Origin of the sequence: Brevibacillus borstelensis (assembly GCF_037834415.1) — a bacterium.
GTDB classification, from domain to species: domain Bacteria; phylum Bacillota; class Bacilli; order Brevibacillales; family Brevibacillaceae; genus Brevibacillus; species Brevibacillus borstelensis_A.
This window is the reverse complement of record NZ_JAUMSJ010000020.1, coordinates 1-16,389: the sequence shown is the minus strand read 5'-3', so window position 1 is coordinate 16,389 and position 16,389 is coordinate 1. Positions and strand designations below refer to the sequence as shown.

The 16,389-nt window shown below is 54.0% G+C and carries 16 protein-coding genes and 1 riboswitch; of the genes, 11 read left to right on the top strand and 5 right to left on the bottom strand.

Features of this window, described 5'->3' with window-relative positions:
- Positions 1-133: 133 nt before the first annotated feature.
- From Q3F21_RS16360 to Q3F21_RS16340, 5 genes are all read right to left on the bottom strand, one after another.
- Positions 134-2,542, bottom strand: coding sequence for a 3-hydroxyacyl-CoA dehydrogenase/enoyl-CoA hydratase family protein (locus tag Q3F21_RS16360; protein ID WP_340255097.1), 2,409 nt, complete (start codon positions 2,540-2,542; stop codon positions 134-136).
- Between the two features lie 386 nt (positions 2,543-2,928).
- Positions 2,929-4,050 carry an S-layer homology domain-containing protein gene (locus Q3F21_RS16355; protein WP_340255094.1) on the bottom strand — a complete coding sequence of 374 codons (1,122 nt, stop codon included), beginning with the start codon at positions 4,048-4,050 and terminating at the stop codon, positions 2,929-2,931.
- Positions 4,051-4,381: 331 nt separating this feature from the next.
- Positions 4,382-6,043: a putative ABC transporter permease subunit gene (locus Q3F21_RS16350; RefSeq protein ID WP_340255089.1), complete on the bottom strand. Its 1,662-nt coding sequence runs from the start codon at positions 6,041-6,043 to the stop codon at positions 4,382-4,384.
- A complete protein-coding gene (locus Q3F21_RS16345; protein ID WP_340255086.1) occupies positions 6,036-6,761 on the bottom strand; it encodes an ABC transporter ATP-binding protein in 726 nt (241 codons plus the stop codon). The genes Q3F21_RS16350 and Q3F21_RS16345 overlap by 8 nt, the downstream gene beginning before the upstream one ends.
- A gap of 169 nt (positions 6,762-6,930) precedes the next feature.
- Positions 6,931-7,347 (bottom strand): hypothetical protein, encoded by a 417-nt coding sequence (locus Q3F21_RS16340; RefSeq protein ID WP_340255083.1) that lies wholly within the window; start codon positions 7,345-7,347, stop codon positions 6,931-6,933.
- Positions 7,348-7,548: 201 nt separating this feature from the next.
- On the opposite strand from Q3F21_RS16340, the gene Q3F21_RS16335 reads away from it, so the two are divergent.
- The 11 genes from Q3F21_RS16335 (at position 7,549) to Q3F21_RS16285 (ending at position 16,374) form a co-directional block, all read left to right on the top strand.
- Positions 7,549-8,136 (top strand): DL-endopeptidase inhibitor IseA family protein, encoded by a 588-nt coding sequence (locus tag Q3F21_RS16335; RefSeq protein ID WP_340255080.1) that lies wholly within the window; start codon positions 7,549-7,551, stop codon positions 8,134-8,136.
- A 347-nt stretch (positions 8,137-8,483) separates the two neighbouring features.
- On the top strand, positions 8,484-9,596 hold the full coding sequence (proB, locus tag Q3F21_RS16330) for a glutamate 5-kinase (RefSeq protein ID WP_340255077.1): 1,113 nt from the start codon (positions 8,484-8,486) through the stop codon (positions 9,594-9,596).
- 47 nt (positions 9,597-9,643) lie between these two features.
- Positions 9,644-10,915 (top strand): glutamate-5-semialdehyde dehydrogenase, encoded by a 1,272-nt coding sequence (locus Q3F21_RS16325; protein WP_340255074.1) that lies wholly within the window; start codon positions 9,644-9,646, stop codon positions 10,913-10,915.
- Positions 10,916-11,010: 95 nt separating this feature from the next.
- Positions 11,011-11,847: a pyrroline-5-carboxylate reductase gene (gene proC, locus Q3F21_RS16320; RefSeq protein WP_340255071.1), complete on the top strand. Its 837-nt coding sequence runs from the start codon at positions 11,011-11,013 to the stop codon at positions 11,845-11,847.
- 75 nt (positions 11,848-11,922) lie between these two features.
- Complete coding sequence (locus tag Q3F21_RS16315; RefSeq protein WP_340255068.1) at positions 11,923-12,732, top strand: hypothetical protein; 810 nt, start codon at positions 11,923-11,925, stop codon at positions 12,730-12,732.
- A gap of 122 nt (positions 12,733-12,854) precedes the next feature.
- The gene (locus Q3F21_RS16310) at positions 12,855-13,163 is read left to right on the top strand and encodes a ferritin-like domain-containing protein (protein ID WP_340255065.1); all 309 of its coding nucleotides are present in this window, start codon (positions 12,855-12,857) and stop codon (positions 13,161-13,163) included.
- A gap of 15 nt (positions 13,164-13,178) precedes the next feature.
- A complete protein-coding gene (locus tag Q3F21_RS16305) occupies positions 13,179-13,511 on the top strand; it encodes a spore coat protein (protein WP_340255062.1) in 333 nt (110 codons plus the stop codon).
- Positions 13,512-13,679: 168 nt separating this feature from the next.
- Positions 13,680-13,723, top strand: a riboswitch (PreQ1 riboswitch).
- Between the two features lie 111 nt (positions 13,724-13,834).
- A complete protein-coding gene (gene queC / locus Q3F21_RS16300; RefSeq protein WP_340255059.1) occupies positions 13,835-14,491 on the top strand; it encodes a 7-cyano-7-deazaguanine synthase QueC in 657 nt (218 codons plus the stop codon).
- 4 nt (positions 14,492-14,495) lie between these two features.
- Positions 14,496-14,942, top strand: coding sequence for a 6-carboxytetrahydropterin synthase QueD (queD, locus tag Q3F21_RS16295; RefSeq protein ID WP_340255055.1), 447 nt, complete (start codon positions 14,496-14,498; stop codon positions 14,940-14,942).
- Positions 14,932-15,660, top strand: a complete 729-nt coding sequence (queE, locus tag Q3F21_RS16290; protein ID WP_340255052.1) for a 7-carboxy-7-deazaguanine synthase QueE — start codon at positions 14,932-14,934, stop codon at positions 15,658-15,660. Before queD ends, queE begins: the two co-directional genes overlap by 11 nt.
- Positions 15,661-15,966: 306 nt before the next feature.
- Positions 15,967-16,374, top strand: coding sequence for a hypothetical protein (locus Q3F21_RS16285; RefSeq protein ID WP_340255049.1), 408 nt, complete (start codon positions 15,967-15,969; stop codon positions 16,372-16,374).
- Positions 16,375-16,389 lie beyond the last annotated feature (15 nt).

The window sequence follows — 16,389 nt, the reverse complement described above, 5'->3', positions numbered from 1 at the left end:
GCTCTTCCCCTCTTTCTCGCGATCTTCCTGGCGATTTTCTGGCAATCTCCCTGTGCTCTGCGCTTCCTGCTCGCGAGCCGCTACCCCTTTCGCCTGACAGGTGCAGGCGCAGGCTCGCAAAAATTCGTTGTGATCAGTTCCGCAGCGGCTTGTTTTTCGTCAGCATGTGCTGCATCCGCTGTTGTGTTTTCTGCGTTTTGATCAGCTCCAGGAACGCCTGCTTCTCCAGCTCCAGGATGTACTCCTCGGACACCTCGGTGCCCGCCGGAACGCTTCCTCCCGACATCACATAGGCGATCTTGCTGGCGATCAGCTCATCGTGGTCGCTGATGTATCCGCTCTTTTTCATCGAGTAAATATTCTGGCGCAAATTGGCGCAGCCGCTCTCTCCGATGACGCGGATTTTGCGCGGCTTGGGCGGCGTATAGCCTTCCCGGTCCATGGCGAGCACCAGCTGCTTGGCATCGTAGAGCAGGTGGTCGGAATTGACGCTGATCCGGTCAGTGGAGCGCAAATATCCGAGGTTGATCGCTTCCTTGCCGCTGGTCGAGACCTTTGCCATGGCGATCGTTTCAAAAGCCCGGGCCACAAACGGGAACGGGTCCACCGGAACAGTACCGCCCTCCGGTACGTGCTCCATGGCGCGGAACAGCATTTCTTTCGTACCGCCGCCCCCCGGCAAAAGGCCAACGCCCACTTCGACAAGTCCGAGATAGGTCTCAGCCGACGCCTGAACGCGGTCAGCGAGGTAGCAGATCTCCACTCCGCCGCCAAGCGTCATGCCGAACGGCGCCGCAACTACCGGCCTGTGCATGCTCTTCATGGCATTGCCTGCCTTGTGGAAACGGCTGACCAGCATATCCAGCTCAAACCAGTTCTCATCCTGCGCCTCCATCAAGGCGAAGCCGAGGTTCATGCCGACGCAGAAGTTTTTCCCCTGGTTGCCGATCACGAGACCGAGGAAATTGCGCTGCACCTCTTCCACGGCGTAGCCTGCCAGCTGCAGGACATCCATGCCCAGAGCGTTGTGCGGCGACGTAAACTCGAGGCACGCTACGCCATCCCCCAGATCCACCAGAGCTGCGCCAGCGTTTTTCTTGATCAGCTTGCCTTGCTCCTTTAGCGCGGCCAGATTGATTTTTTCCTTTTTCTCTTCCAGGCCTTTATAAACGCCGCCAATCGAGAATGCTGCCCGGCGCCCCTCCTGTTTTTGATAGAAAGACGTTTTACCGCTTGCCAAAAGCTCCTCTACCAATGCCGGGATGCTCTCGCCTTCTTCGCGCATCCGGGCTACTGACTTCTCCACGCCGATGGCGTCCCAGGTCTCAAACGGCCCCAGCTCCCAGCCAAAGCCCCACTTCATCGCCTGGTCGACAGAGACGATGTCATCCGCGATTTCATGCGCTTTTTCAGCCGAGTAGAGCAAGACCTTTTTAAAGACGCACCAGACAAATTCGCTTCCCTTGTCTTTTCCGTAAACCAGCGCCTTTAGCTTTTCCGGCAGCGTCTTGGCCGTCTTCGCCGCCTCCAGCGAGGCATATTTGGCCTTCGCCCGCGGGCGGTACTCCATCGTATGGTAGTCCAGCGCGAGAATTTCCTTGCCTTCCACCGTTTTCACCTGCTTGAAAAAGCCTTGTCCGGCTTTTTGCCCCAGCCAGCGTTTTTCCACCATGTCCAGGACAAATGTCGGGACTTCAAACACGGCGACTTCCTGCGGGTCTGTGCTTTTTTGTTTGACGTTGTTCGCGACGTGCACGTAGGTGTCGAGACCGACGACATCAAGCGTGCGGAACGTGGCGCTCTTCGGCCGGCCGATCACCGGACCCGTCAAGGCGTCTACTTCGTCCACGCCCAGCCCGAGGCGAACCATTTCCTGAATCGAGACCTGGAGGCCGTATGTGCCAATCCGGTTGGCGATAAAATTGGGGGTATCCTTGCAGAGAACCGTCCCTTTTCCGAGGACAAATTCTCCGAAATGCATCATGTAGTCGACAATTTCAGGATCGGTATCCTGGCCTGGAATAATCTCCAGAAGCTTCAGATAACGAGGCGGATTAAAAAAGTGGGTGCCGAGGAAGTGGCGGCGGAATTCCTCGGAGCGACCCTCGCTCATTTCGTTGATGGACACGCCGGATGTATTGGAGGAGACGATCGTTCCAGGCTTTCTGTGCGCTTCTACCGTTTCAAACACCTTTCTCTTGACGTCGAGGTTTTCAACGACGACCTCGATGATCCAATCCACTTCTCCCAGATAGGACAGGTGGTCCTCCAGGTTGCCGACGGTGATCAGCTCGATGTTTGCCTTGTCGTAGAGCGGAGCCGGTTTTTCCTTCAGCAGCCGCTCTTTGCCGCTCTGGGCGATCCGATTGCGAACGGCAGGGTCTGCCAGCGTTTTCCCTTTCTTGCTCTCTTCTTCCGTCAGCTCACGCGGCACGATGTCAAGCAGGCAGACGGGAATGCCCACATTGGCCAGATGCGCGGCAATGCCTGCACCCATCACGCCGGAACCGAGAACAGCCGCTTTGCGAATTTTGCGTTCCATCCAATACCCTCCCTCATGTCAATTCAAATCTCGCGGCAAATACGAAATAGTCTGAACAAAAAATCCTACTTCATGTTTTCTACTCGTTCAAAAATATTCCTGTATCCCGCTTTACATGCCTTCTTTGAATGAATGCTCATTCATTTTTGTTTTGTAAAAAAACACCTCACCTTTTTCCGTTCGTTCCGTGAGATGTCTGGCAATTCAGCCTGCACTGAGTCACCGTTCAGTTTTTATTGTAATCGAAAAAAGAAGCGGTTGCAATCTCCATTTGCCGATTTTTGCAGCGGCATGACACACCGTTTTTGTCTTTTTTGGCAAATACCGCTCCAAAACACAGGGAAGGGATGCCGATCCCGGGCGGTCGGCTGCTCCCTTCTTTTACCTTATCTCTCTCTGAATACGATCGATGTGATTTTTTGCCCAAACGGGTTGGAATCGTCCTTTTCAAAAAGGAACTCCAGCTCGTAAGGACCTACCTGCCGTTGCTCGTACTTCCCAGTCACCCATAATTTGTCTGTATTATTCTCGTCTTTTTTGACCTCCAAAACGGCCCCGTAATCATGCAGCGGCAAATCTGCGTTTTGTCTGGTCAGGCTTTCTATGGCAGATTCGCTTACATAAGATGACAAGCGCTCCTGATCTTTGTCCAGAAACGCCCGATTGGCTGCCGTTAAGAGCAGGCTTGCTGCGATCTGCTGCCGCCTTGCGCTTTCATTGAACTGCTGGCTGCCGTCTCCCTCCCAAAATTGATGCAGACGGGTGAGAACAACCGCAAACTGCCCTCTGGTCATGTTGGAATACGGATCAAAATTTCGCTGCCCGCCGAACAGCTTAAACTCGCGAATCGCCTCCGCATAAGGAGACGCCGTATCGACGTAGCTGCTCTTTTGCTTCCATTGGAAATAGCCGTCATAAAACAGCCTTACATCGTTGATTTTGGGATCCGTGATGCGAAGCTTGTACGGTGACAGCACGTAGAACAGGATCATGCTTGCCTCTTCCCGCGACAGCGGATATTGCAGGTAAGGAGTCGGCATCCACCAATCCGGATAGCTTGTTTGCGGCTTTTTCATCAGCAGGCCATTGGACGCGAGGTGCAGATTGAAGACCATCCGATCACCCGGTCTGTAATCGTTGACAAATCCGGTATTTACATCAAGAAGCACCTGCATGTTGGCGACCAGACCCTCGATTTCCGTTTTCAATGGATAGCGATGATCGAGGTACGGCTGAGAGACGGGCTTCGCCAGTCTTCCGTATACATCCTCCAGCACGCGGTTGACGAGCGCCATAGCTTCTCCGCGCGACACCATACGGTCAGGGTTGAAGTTGCGATTTCCTCCATGCTTGAGGATGCCCCGCTGTTCGAGAAAACGGATCTCCTTTTCAGCCCAGTGGCCTTTGATATCATCGTAGTACGTTTCCGCCGCGCTCGGTTTGACAGCGAAAACGGACTGCAGCAGGAACGCGACAATAAGTAGGAAAAGAGAATGCCGTTTACGCATAATGTACTCCTTTCTGAATTTTTTTTGAGCTTATGTACCTAGCCTAGCTATTCCCTCTCCATCCGGCAGGTCCGCCTAGACGGTTGGTTGCATTTTTCCCTTACCAAAACACTACTCGACCCGAGACAAAAATACCAATCATTTCTACAATTGTAAAGATTGACAGAGAAATTGAACAGATAGAAGTGGGTCACAAGAACTAAAAATGGTTCATTTCACCCACTTCCACGAAAAATAAACGGCTTTATGCACAAACCCATTTAGTTCTAACGAATTGTTTTAAAAAGAAAAACCGGAGGCTTTAGAGGCCCCCGGTTCGGCTCGCCGAGCATCAGCCGATTTTTTCAAACCAGCCTGGTCCTTTTTTCATCAAAATACGGTACAGAATCAGGTCCACGATCACAAACAGGCCGCAAACCGTACCCGAGACCGTCGAACCCGCGGCATCTCCCTGGAGCACCAGGAAGAAGATCAATCCGGACACAGCCAGCCCGATGACCAGCGGAATCAGCGTGTTCATGTTCTGCTTCACCGCTTTTTGTTCCGAATCCCAGTCCAGCTTGGGCATGTTCAGATCGATCATGATTCCAAGCAGATTGACGAACAGTATGCCCGGTACAGACGCCAAAAATGCCCAGAGCAGAAAGGAGACTGGAGCCTGCAGCAGGACCCCCGCCAATACCTCCAGCAACAGCAGGCTGAAAATACCCAGGACCGTTCCCGGCACAACCTTGGCTAAAATAATTACTGAAGCGGGAACCGGGAGAAACCTGTTGACGAAAAAACCCTGCCCCTCTCTTGAGATCGCTGTCACCGATATGCTTCCCGTAGTCGTCATAAACATGGCCGCGGCTACTGCGATCGCAACGCCAATCCCTGCCGCTGTCTCCGATTGGAGCATCGCCCCGTATTCCGCAAGACCGGCCAAGCCATCTGATCGTGTAGCCAGCGGAAGGAAGGCAATCAGCGGCAAGAAAAAGCTGGAGAGAACACAGTTGAGCAGGAAGGCAGGGGTGCGAAACAGCATCTTCCACTCTTTGATCGCGTAGGCGACGAAGGCAGAGCGCTTTCCGGTCATGCGATCAAACTCTTCCGCGCTCGCTTTTTTGCGCTTGGCTGCCGTCTCCGATATCCCCATGACTCCCTTAAAGTACAAGCGGTCCCCCAGAAAGATGAGCGCCGCTCCGAAAGCTGCCGAGACGAGCAGAAAAGCCGCGAGATAGCCCATGCCAGCCAGCGTCCCGGCTTCTGCCAAAGCCATGGCCCCCAGTTTGCTGGTCGGAAACATTTGGGTGACGAGCGACAGAAACAGGTTTTTGTCGGACAAAATCATTTCCTGCAGCTGCTCGGCATTCTCGATCGTTTTGGCCCCGCGCTGCACGAATGCCTGAAACCCGATTGCGATAGCGATGGCCGCCAATCCCCCGACCAGCCGGAATCGGTCTTTGCTCTTGCCGATATTGGTAAACCGCATAAACAGCATCGCCACAAGAGAAGCCAGGACTACGGGAATGACCGGCAGCGCCAAAAAGGCGATCAGCATGTACAGGTAGTAGAGGGCGTCCGCGTCGCTTTTCACTCCGTACGTAATCAAAAGCGGCCCCAGCAGGATCACCATCGTCATGTACTCGTACAGAAGCGTGAGGAGAAATTTCGCGCCGATGATATGAGCAGGCTTGAGCGGCAGCGGGAGCAAATGCTCAACGTCCTGTGAGTAGAAAAAGACGGATAATACGTAAAAGATGCCAAGCACAAAGATGCCGAGACATGCCGCCGCCATTCCCAAGCCCAGGAGAACCGTTTCCTGTCCGGCCAGCTTCAAGCCGTCATAAAGAGCTGACGTCAACATGACATAAGCGGACAACATCGGCACAAGGCCAACACAAACCAAGAGCAGCAGCACGGCCCTTTTCCAGCCGTCCTTTGTCCTGCCTCCCCAGATTCCGCTGCCGTTTTTCAGCAGCACTTTTGTCAATTGCCAGGTCTTATTCATGGTCGGTCATCTCCAGGAACAGGCGCTCAAGTGATTCGTCGGATTGGAAGTGCTCCTGCATCTCGCGGAATGTTCCGCAAAATTGCAGGACTCCCTTGTTGATGATGGCTACCCGGTCACACAGCTTTTCCGCCACCTCCAGCACGTGGGTCGAAAAGAGCACCGTCCGCCCGGAGTCGGCGTGCTCCCGCATCATTTCCTTGAGGGTATACGATGATTTCGGGTCCAAACCGGTCAGCGGCTCGTCCATGATCCAGACCTCCGGCTCGTGTACAAGCACACCCATGATAATGATTTTTTGCCTCATCCCGTGCGAGTAGCTCTGGATGGGATCGGTCAAGGCGTTGGTCATGTCAAACCGCTTCGCCAAAACCTCGATCCTTTCCTTGCGCAAGTTGTGCGGAACCTCGTACATATCCGCCATGAAATTGACGTATTCCAGCCCCTTCAGCCGCAGAAACAGATCGGGACTGTCCGGGACAAAACCAAACTGGCGCTTGGCTTCGACTGTATCTTTCAAAATATCCTTGCCATTGATGAGCACCGTACCGCGATCGGGACGGGTGATTCCTGTAACCATTTTGATTGTAGTGGTTTTTCCAGCTCCGTTGGGCCCCAGAAAACCGAATATTTCACCGCTGGGAATCGTCAACTGCAGGTTGTCGACTGCTTTTGTCGTACCGTTGTAGCTTTTGGTAACGCTTTGAATTTCTATCATCCTGTACCTCCTTAGGTGTGGCACTGGGAAGGAAGGTCCCATGTTTAATACGTTTTGCAAGCCTGTTGGTTGCATATTTGTTTTCCAGCTACGGGCGAAAATAAAAAAGGGAGAAGTGAAAACTACGCACTCTCCCTTTTTCCACGCGGATTATCCCGGATGGTTGCGATCAGTTTTGCGGAATGAAGCTTCCGTCTCTAAGCATCGTCAACTCGCCCATGATGAAGGCAATATCCTCATTTTCCCCCAACACGCCGCGCTCTTCCAGCGCTTCCAGACGGCGCAGCAAAATATTGGCGAAGTCCTGGATTTGCACGGGATGCCCCTCCATGTCAGCCTCGTCCATCACAGTTATGCCCATCATGGCTTCCAGGTGGGTAACCAGGCGAAAGCCGCCGATCTCACCGAGGTATTCGGGCTGGTTGAAAGCAGAGCGCTCCAATTTTCGCAACATGCTAACAATATCGTTTGCATACATGCTGGGAAAAGCCACCTGGTAAAAATCCCGGTTGGCTGCTTCTTCTGTTTTAATGATCAGTACATCCGTACCTTCCATCTTTTTTACTTTTTTTCCAAAACCAAACATGATTTATCCACCTCAACTATTCGAACTGCATGGCTCCCTTCATGATAGCCGTAAATACGGGTTGGAAACAACCCCTATCTGTTTCCTGTTTCTTTCACTTCGTCTCGTCTGTCCCATCAGGAAAAAGTTAACGCGATTGGCTGTTCTCTGCCGCAGGCATGCTAGAAGGGAGAATCATGTTAGGAGAAGTGAGGTGCTGGCATGAAACGCTGGTTGATTCTGTTTGTGGCGGCCGCTCTCTTCACAGGCTGCAACGCCGGGTCAAAAGACGAGAAGGGAACGGCCAAAACGGCACAAAAACAAACCGCTGTTCAGAAGCTGGGAGAAAGCAAAGCCGACACGGTCATTTTCCTCAACCGGGCCGAGCACGTCTGGGAGGAGCTTTACTACGCCGCGATGGACAGCAAAAAAAAGCCGATTCGCGAAGACGGGCTGACCTATCGGGCGCTTCCCTCCCGCTTCGACAGCCGGGAGAAGATCGTCTCCTATTTTTCCCGCTACTGGACTCGCCCTATGGCTGAGCGGATGTACGATCATTTGACCACCAAGGTGGTCAAGGGGCAGGTTTATCTGGCAAATCCCTCCGCCCTTTATCCCGTGCTGATTTCAACCGGCAACACGAGCCTGGAAAAGACACCGGACGGCCTGCTTGTCACAGTTAGCGAGGCTGCCCCCTCTTCTTTCGCGTCAGAGAGGTCGATTACGTACCTGCTCGTTCGCGACAAAAAATCAAAGCGGTATGAAATCAAATCGAGAACAGGTGCCTACGGCAGCGAACAATTTGAATAACCCTCTTGACATTTTTATCCCCCCATGCGAATAATTATGAATTAATAAGCGCATACGGATTGCAATGACGGGGACTAGTAAAATCGCATGTCCGGACCAGAGAGCGAAATTCAGCGGCTGAGAGATTTCGCCCGCGATACGGTTTGAACCCACCCCCCGAGCTGCCAGGGACAACCTGGACGGGTTTCTTTCACCTGTTATCAAAGAAAGAGAGCTGGACGATATTCGAGCATTTTGGATGCTCCTATCGTCAAGTAAGGTGGTACCGCGAAGGCACATGAACCCTTTCGTCCTTATGTCAAGGAACGAAAGGGTTTTTTCATTTTTCCGGACAAGGAGGCTCTGAGATGAAAAAGGGGAAATTGCGGCTGGTCGTAAAGGTGGGCAGCAGCTCGCTTGCCGCCGCGGGTGGAGGCTTGGACCCGTACAAAATGTCTCTGCTCGTCTCCGCGGTCAGCAAGCTGCGGGAGGCAGGGCATCAGGTCGTTTTGGTCTCCTCGGGGGCGGTAGCAAGCGGATTCAAGGGACTGGGGTATCAGCAGCGACCGCGAACGCTGGCGGCCAAACAAGCGGCAGCCGCGATCGGCCAGAGCCTGCTGATGCAGACCTACACCCAGCTGTTCGGCTCTTACGGGCTCACAATTGCGCAAATATTACTAACACGCAGCGACTTTTCACACCGGGGACGCTATCAACACGCATTCCAAACCTTATCGCTCCTGCTGGAGAAAGGCGTCCTGCCGATCATCAACGAAAACGACACGGTCTCCGTGGAAGAGCTTACCTTCGGCGACAACGACATGCTCGGGGCGCTTGTTGCCGGACTCGTTCACGCCGATCTCTATCTGATTTTGACTGATACGGACGGACTGTACGACAAAGATCCGCGCAGCCACGATGACGCCGTCCGCATCCCCCACCTGCCGGCGATCACGGAAGAAGTAGAGGGACTTGCCGGCGGCGCCTCGCAGCTTGGTACTGGAGGCATGCGTTCGAAGCTCATCGCTGCCAAGACAGCCCACCACCTCGGCATCTCTACATTCATCGGGCATCTGGGAGAGCCGGACGACCTGATCGCAGTGCTGCGGGGCCAGGGAAAGGGCACGTATGTCGGACACAAGCCAGAAGAAGCGCCGCTCCACGCGCTTCCTACCCGCAAGCAGTGGATTGCCCTGCACTCCCCTGTCAGCGGCCGGATCACGATTGATCAAGGTGCGGCCGAGGCTGTTCTGGAAAAGCGGCGAAGCCTCCTGCTGGCTGGCGTTTTGGAAGCAAGCGGGAGCTTTTTGCGGGGCGAAGTGATCGACGTTTACTGCGACGGCCGCCTGATCGGCAGAGGCGTAAGCCGCTACGACGCGAGCAAGCTGCGGGACCTGTTGTCCGCAAGCCAGCCCCCGAAGCCCAGCGGCACGGTGATCCACCGCGATCAATGGACGGAGGCTGCGTATTTAGCCAGATAGACAAATAGCGGTTTTACCCGCTTCAGTATTCGAAGGGAGATGGGAATATGGAGAGCACTCTGAACGAGCAAGTTTATGGACAAATCAAGCTTGCAAAGGCAGCGTCTCGCAAGCTGGCCCGCTTCAACCAGGAAGCAAAAGACGCTGCCCTGTACGAAGCGGCAAAGCAACTGCTGCAAAACGAGGCTGCGATCCTGGAGGCAAACGGACAGGACCTGATCCGGGCAGAGCAGGACGGACAGCCCGCCGCTTACCTGGATCGGCTGCGGCTCACGCCTGAGCGGCTGCAGGATCTGGCGGACAGCTTGCGGCAATTGGCGAAGCAAGCCGATCCGGTCGGCGAAGTCATGGAACGCTGGACCCGTCCAAACGGCCTGGTTATCGAGCAGATTCGCGTCCCGCTCGGCGTGGTGGGGATGGTCTACGAGGCACGTCCGAACGTCACGGTGGATGCTGCCGCCATCGCGCTCAAGACTGGCAACGCCATCGTCCTGCGAGGCAGCAGGAGCGCGCTTTCCAGCAACCTCGCGCTTGCGGAATGCATTCGCACAGCATTGAAGCGATCCGGGCTGCCTGAAGAGGCCCTGCAGTACCTCCCTTACCCCGATCACGAGGCTGTGGACCTTTTATGCACAGCCACTGGCTTGATCGACGTCATCATTCCCCGCGGGGGCGCTTCGCTAATTCAACGCGTACTGCAAAAGTCGACTGTCCCCGTCCTGGAAACAGGCGTCGGGAACTGTCACGTCTACATCGACAAAACGGCCGACTACGACATGGCGGAGGCGATCATCCTGAATGCGAAGACCAGCCGCCCGGCTGTTTGCAATGCTGCCGAGACCCTGCTGATCCATCAAAGCTGGCCGCTGGAGCTGCAAGACAGCTTGCTTGCCCGGCTGCTTTCCGCCGGCATCGAGCTTCGGGCCTGCGAAAAAACGCGCATGCGGCACCCCGGTCTCACGAACCGATTGGCAGCGGCTGCAGCACAGGATTGGGACACCGAATACTTGAGCCTGACTTTGGCGGTGGCCACTGTCGACAGTCTCGGGGACGCCATCGGACATATCGCCAGCCACGGTACGGGTCATTCTGAAGCGATCGTCGCTCAAGATCGCGGCAGGGCCGAGCTGTTTCTTTCCCAGGTAGATGCCGCTGCCGTCTACCACAACGCGTCGACCCGCTTCACGGATGGCGGAGAATTCGGCTTCGGCGCGGAGATCGGCATCAGTACACAGAAGCTGCATGCCCGCGGCCCGATGGGCTTGACCGCCCTGACGACCAGCAAGTACGTCGTCCGCGGCTGTGGCCAAATCCGCTAGTTGCAAACAAAACAGCTGCGAGCGGGCTCGCCATTTCGCTACCCCCGGGGAAGCGAAAACAGGCAAGCCCTCGTACAGATAAAGGAGGACTCAGCATGAGTAGCATCAACCTTCAAACCATGCGCATCGGTTTTCTGGGCGCAGGCTCCATCGCAGAAGCCATGCTGGCCGGTATTGTCAAAAACCGACTGCTTAGGCCGGAGCAGGTGCTGATCACCAATCGCTGCAACCAGGAGCGCCTTCATTGGCTGTCCGAACAATTCGGCGTCTCCGCGTGTACGGACAAGCAAACACTGATTTCCCAATCGGACATCCTGATTCTGGCGATGAAACCGAAAGACGCTGCAGACGCCTGCCAAAGCCTGAGGGGCCTGGTACGCAACGAGCAGCTGATTATCTCCGTCATCGCCGGCGTCTCCACCGCTTGTCTCGGCGAATGGCTCGATACGGACTGCCCCATCGTGCGAACCATGCCCAACACCTCTTCCGCCATCGGCTTGTCGGCGACCGGCATGGCGGCCAACCGCTTCGTCACAAAGGAGCAGCTCCGGCTTGCCACGCTGCTGTTTGAAGCCATCGGCTCCGTCTACACCGTTGCCGAAGAAGAGCTGGACATCGTCACAGGTCTGTCCGGCAGCGGTCCTGCCTACATTTACTATCTGGTGGAAGCCATGGAAGGCGCGGGCGAAAAAGCTGGCCTTTCCAGGGAAATGGCCCGGCAGCTGACGCTCCAAACGCTGCTGGGGGCAGCCCAGATGCTGCTGCACTCTACGGACGAACCGGCGCTCCTGCGGAAAAAGGTGACCAGTCCGGGAGGCACCACCCAAGCCGGACTGGAAGTGCTGGAATCGTTCCGCTTTCAGCAGGCGATCACTTCCGCCGTTCTCCGCGCAGCCGAACGAGCCCGTGAGCTTGGGGCCCAGTACCGGTAAGCCTTTGCGCTTTTCCGCCCGTCTTCGCTTTCGTGTATACTGGTAAAAACGAATCAAATCGAGGAGAACACGCGCATGGAGATCTACGCCCTTTATGGAACAAGCGGAACCGGAAAAAGCACCAGCGCCCTCCAGCTTGCCCATCGGCTCGGGATCGACGCCATCATCGACGACGGCATTTTGATCCATCAGGGACGCAAGCTGGCGGGGACCTCCGCCAAATATGAAAAAACAAAGATACAGGCCGTAAAACGAGCGATTTTTCACTACCGGGATCACGCCGATGAAGTGCGCGGGACGCTTTCGCTAACCAATCCGCAGCGCTTGCTCATCCTCGGCACCTCCCGCCGGATGATTTCGCGGATCGTCGAGGCGCTCGAACTGCCCGACCCTGTCCGCTACATCCCGATCGAGTCGATCAAGCCCCAGCAAGAGATCGAAGCCGCCCGCTACGTCCGGGAGACGCAGGGCAAGCACGTTATCCCGATACCGCGGGTGGAGGTGGAAAAGGATTTGCTGCAGCGCCTGATCGCCTCCGCCCAGCAAATTTTCTCGCCCAAAAAAGAAGTGATTGGAGAAACGACTGTCGTCCATCCTTCCTTTACCGGCGGACGCATCATCATTCATCCCCAGGTTCTGCGCAAAATCGTCCAGGTCACATGCGAAAGGTTTCCCGCCGTCACGCAGCTGCATAAGACCGTCTATACCTTTGAGGACTTGCCGCGTCTGGAAGTGTCGCTGACGCTGCGGCTGCCCTTTGGCACTCCTCTGCAACCGCTCGTTCGCCAGCTGCAGCAATCGCTTCATGAGGAAGCGACGTATTGTCTGAACATCGCACCTGCGAGCATCGATCTGAAAGTCGTTCATCTCGAATTGGAAACATAGCCGGCTGGGGCAGTTTTCTGCTTCCAGCCTTTTTTTGCTGATTCGCCGCGAGGATATTCCCCTTTTGCTTGCCCATGCTAACAAGTGTGTATCCCATCATGAATGACGAAAGGAGAACACCGATGCCTGCAACGATGTCTGCTCCGCAGCAAACGCAAGCACCGATTCCCCAGCCGCCGCGCGCCATTACCACAAAGGACTGCAGCTATCTGAAGGATGCCCTGTCCTGGCAGCTTGTGGCCTTTAAAAAGTTTCACTTCTTTGCCCAGCAAGCGACCGACCCTCAAGTGAAGCAGGCGCTTGAAAAAGCCGGCCAGATGCATCAGCGGCACTACCAGAAGCTGTTGACCCATTTGCAGGTAAACAACGCCGCGGCGATGGCTTCCATCCCTCAAGCCCAGACGCAGCAACAACAAAACCAGGCTCAGTAAAGGGAGGAGAACCCGATGCCCAATCAAAATCAGATTGCCAATCCACAGAGCGGACAGCTCCCCCAGGCAAAAGGACCGCAAATGAACGATCGGGACTTTATCAACGACGGCCTTGCCACCTGCAAATACCTGACTGACAGCCTCAATGTTGCCGTGCGGGAGGCCAGCCATCAGCAGTTGTACGCCGACCTTCTGCAGATGTTGAACGAGACGCACCAAAGCGCTCGGGATATGTACAACCTGATGTTCCAAAAAGGCTGGTACAAGCTGGAGGCGGAGGAGCAGCAGAAACTTCAGCAGGCTTATCAGCAGTTCAGCGGATACTCCACCCAATTTCCTTATCATTGATGGGAAAACACGCAAGAAGGGACATCCTTTGGCTGGATGTCCCTTTGCTTGGAAACCTCAAAAATTCCTGCGTTTTCTAAAGGGATTTTCCCCGGCCGTTATGATACAATGTCGTTAAACATCATACAATGCTGAATTGATCCGGACGCAGATTTTGCGGGGATGGATTCAGGAGAGGTTCTAGCACACCCTCTATAAAAAACTAAGGAACGGTATCTCCTTAGATATCGTTTTTTTGTTATGTCCAAAAGAGGCTTGGCTGTGAACATTTTTCTTTAGGGAACCCGATAGAAACTTCAAAAAATGCGAAGGGAGCTTGGGAGATGAAAAAGGAGAAAGCCATCGTCGTCTTCAGCGGAGGCCAGGACAGTACGACGTGCCTGTTTTGGGCCATGGAAACGTTCCGGGAGGTGGAGGCTGTCACGTTTCAATACGGACAGCGCCACAGCCTTGAATTGGAGTGCGCCGCAAAAATTGCGAAAGAGCAGAAGATTACGCATCATGTACTCGATCTGTCGCTATTAAGCCAGCTTGCCAGAAGCGCCTTGACGAGACAAGACATTGCCATTGAAGAGAAAGCGGGGCAATTGCCGACGACGTTTGTTGACGGCCGCAATTTGCTGTTTTTATCATTTGCCGCGGTTTTGGCCAAACAAATCGGAGCCAAGCATATCGTCACTGGCGTCTGCGAGACGGACTTTAGCGGGTACCCGGACTGCAGGGACGTGTTTGTCAAGTCGCTGAATGCGACGCTAAACCTCGCGATGGATTATCCGTTTGTCATTGATACCCCTCTGATGTGGCTCACAAAAGCGGAGACGTGGAATTTGGCGGATGAGTTGGGCGTATTTACTTATGTGCGCGAGAAAACACTTACTTGCTATAACGGCATCATCGCGGACGGCTGCGGCCAATGCCCGTCCTGCCGTCTGCGGAACAAAGGATTGCAAGAGTATCTATCCCGGAGAAATGGGGCGTGATTTCATGATTCAACAAATCTATCCTTCTGTCGTTCATCCGTTCCGGTATGAACTCAACAAAGACTTGCAATTTGCAGCAGCCCATTATATTCCAGCCGAAAACGCGGGGAAATGCAGCCGCGTACACGGACACACGTATTTCGCCAATGTCACGATCGCCGGCGATGAGCTCGATGATACCGGCTTTTTAGCCAATTTTTCGGTGATTAAGAAGCTCGTCCACGACCGTTTCGATCATTCCCTGCTGAATGAACATGCGGAGTTCTTTCGCGATAGCGATTCAGACGGTTACCCGACGACAGAGATCGTAGCCAGAACGATCTGGGAAATCATTCAGTCATACCTCGATCAGTCAAAGAACAAGCCGCAATGCGTGCAAATTTTTCTCAGGGAAACGCCTACCAGCTACGTGGTGTACCGCCCGCTTGCAGGTGATTCTCATGGCAAATGACCGGATTCCCGTTATCGAAATATTCGGCCCTACCGTACAGGGAGAAGGCATGGTCATCGGACAGAAAACGATGTTTGTCCGTACGGCCGGCTGTGACTATTCCTGTGCCTGGTGCGACTCCGCGTTTACATGGGACGGTTCAGGCAAGGACGAGATCAGAATGCTGACACCAGAAGAAATCGTGTCGGAGCTGATCCGGTCAGGCGGTCAAACCTTTTCCCATGTGACGGTTTCGGGAGGTAATCCCGGGCTGCTCAGCGGTCTGAACGGGTTGATCGATCTGTTGCACAGCCGAGGGATGGGCGTTGCGCTGGAGACGCAGGGCAGCCGTTGGCAGGATTGGTTCCCGAAGATTGATGAATTGACCTTGTCTCCGAAGCCGCCGAGCTCCAAGATGGCCACCGACTGGGCAATCCTGGACGAAATCACCATAAAGCTTTCGGAAAACCGCCGGAACTTCAGTCTAAAGATCGTCGTGTTCGACGATCCGGATTTGCAGTATGCCGTTGAGGTTCACAGACGATATCCAAAAGTCCCACTGTTTTTGCAGGTGGGGAACGACGACCTGACCGAGGGCGATCCATCTGTTTTGGCAAAACGCCTGGGGAACCGCTACGAATGGCTGGCAGATACCGTTATGGCATCGGAAGAACTGAGGGCGGTAAGGGTCCTTCCGCAATTGCACGCGTGGATATGGGGAAATAAGCGCGGGGTTTAAGAGTTATTGCAGGAGTACGATAACAACGGTGTTGTTTTACAAATATGGTGACCTAAAAAAGGCAGGCTGTCGATTTTCGATAGCCTGCTCTTATATTTGCGACGTTTTTCCTGTTTTCGCACCTGTTGAGGCAGTAAGTTTCAGCAGCTAGGATCGGCGCAGAAAGGGAACGCAAGCTTTTCATGATTGATACGCAATCTATTTCTCTGTATTCAAAAAATAAAATAAAATAAAAAGTGTTTACAAAAATGGAAATATATGAGAATATATGGGAGAAATTAGAAAACAAAAAAAGGAGTGTTTCAAATGAAAAAAGTATTTGTCACTTTGAGCGCGGTTGCAATGCTGGCTTTGGCGGCGGTTCCCGCTTCGGCTCAGTCAACGCTGTCACCTGCCAATAATGCGGCGAACCACCAAGTTACAGCATCTTACACACTGCCTACAGGGTGGATTTCTCACAGCATTTACAAATGGGACAGGTCAGGTGCGGATAGGCTCGATTTCAATGGTGGACACGGCAAACACAGCTTTTACATTAAAGCAGAAGGCGACATTAGCAACGTAGAATATATTGTCCAACACGGTGGAAATCGTCCCATTGAAGGGAAACTCTCCACCAGTCAATATGTCACCATTGAAGGCGATACAGCGACAGTCTACTTTTACAACAAAACAGATGGAACAAAAAATTTTAGAGTAAAATACGAGCACTAAGCAGACGATTAATAA

Excerpts from the sequence above, each read along its gene's own strand:
- queE (WP_340255052.1), top strand. The coding sequence starts at position 14,932 with ATGGCAAATGACCGGATTCCCGTTATCGAAATATTCGGCCCTACCGTA.
- Q3F21_RS16355 (WP_340255094.1), bottom strand. The coding sequence starts at position 4,050 with ATGCGTAAACGGCATTCTCTTTTCCTACTTATTGTCGCGTTCCTGCTG.
- queD (WP_340255055.1), top strand. The coding sequence starts at position 14,496 with ATGATTCAACAAATCTATCCTTCTGTCGTTCATCCGTTCCGGTATGAA.
- Q3F21_RS16310 (WP_340255065.1), top strand. The coding sequence starts at position 12,855 with ATGCCTGCAACGATGTCTGCTCCGCAGCAAACGCAAGCACCGATTCCC.
- Q3F21_RS16340 (WP_340255083.1), bottom strand. The coding sequence starts at position 7,347 with ATGTTTGGTTTTGGAAAAAAAGTAAAAAAGATGGAAGGTACGGATGTA.
- Q3F21_RS16315 (WP_340255068.1), top strand. The coding sequence starts at position 11,923 with ATGGAGATCTACGCCCTTTATGGAACAAGCGGAACCGGAAAAAGCACC.
- Q3F21_RS16285 (WP_340255049.1), top strand. The coding sequence starts at position 15,967 with ATGAAAAAAGTATTTGTCACTTTGAGCGCGGTTGCAATGCTGGCTTTG.
- Q3F21_RS16345 (WP_340255086.1), bottom strand. The coding sequence starts at position 6,761 with ATGATAGAAATTCAAAGCGTTACCAAAAGCTACAACGGTACGACAAAA.
- queC (WP_340255059.1), top strand. The coding sequence starts at position 13,835 with ATGAAAAAGGAGAAAGCCATCGTCGTCTTCAGCGGAGGCCAGGACAGT.
- proC (WP_340255071.1), top strand. The coding sequence starts at position 11,011 with ATGAGTAGCATCAACCTTCAAACCATGCGCATCGGTTTTCTGGGCGCA.
- proB (WP_340255077.1), top strand. The coding sequence starts at position 8,484 with ATGAAAAAGGGGAAATTGCGGCTGGTCGTAAAGGTGGGCAGCAGCTCG.
- Q3F21_RS16360 (WP_340255097.1), bottom strand. The coding sequence starts at position 2,542 with ATGGAACGCAAAATTCGCAAAGCGGCTGTTCTCGGTTCCGGCGTGATG.
- Q3F21_RS16325 (WP_340255074.1), top strand. The coding sequence starts at position 9,644 with ATGGAGAGCACTCTGAACGAGCAAGTTTATGGACAAATCAAGCTTGCA.
- Q3F21_RS16335 (WP_340255080.1), top strand. The coding sequence starts at position 7,549 with ATGAAACGCTGGTTGATTCTGTTTGTGGCGGCCGCTCTCTTCACAGGC.
- Q3F21_RS16305 (WP_340255062.1), top strand. The coding sequence starts at position 13,179 with ATGCCCAATCAAAATCAGATTGCCAATCCACAGAGCGGACAGCTCCCC.
- Q3F21_RS16350 (WP_340255089.1), bottom strand. The coding sequence starts at position 6,043 with ATGAATAAGACCTGGCAATTGACAAAAGTGCTGCTGAAAAACGGCAGC.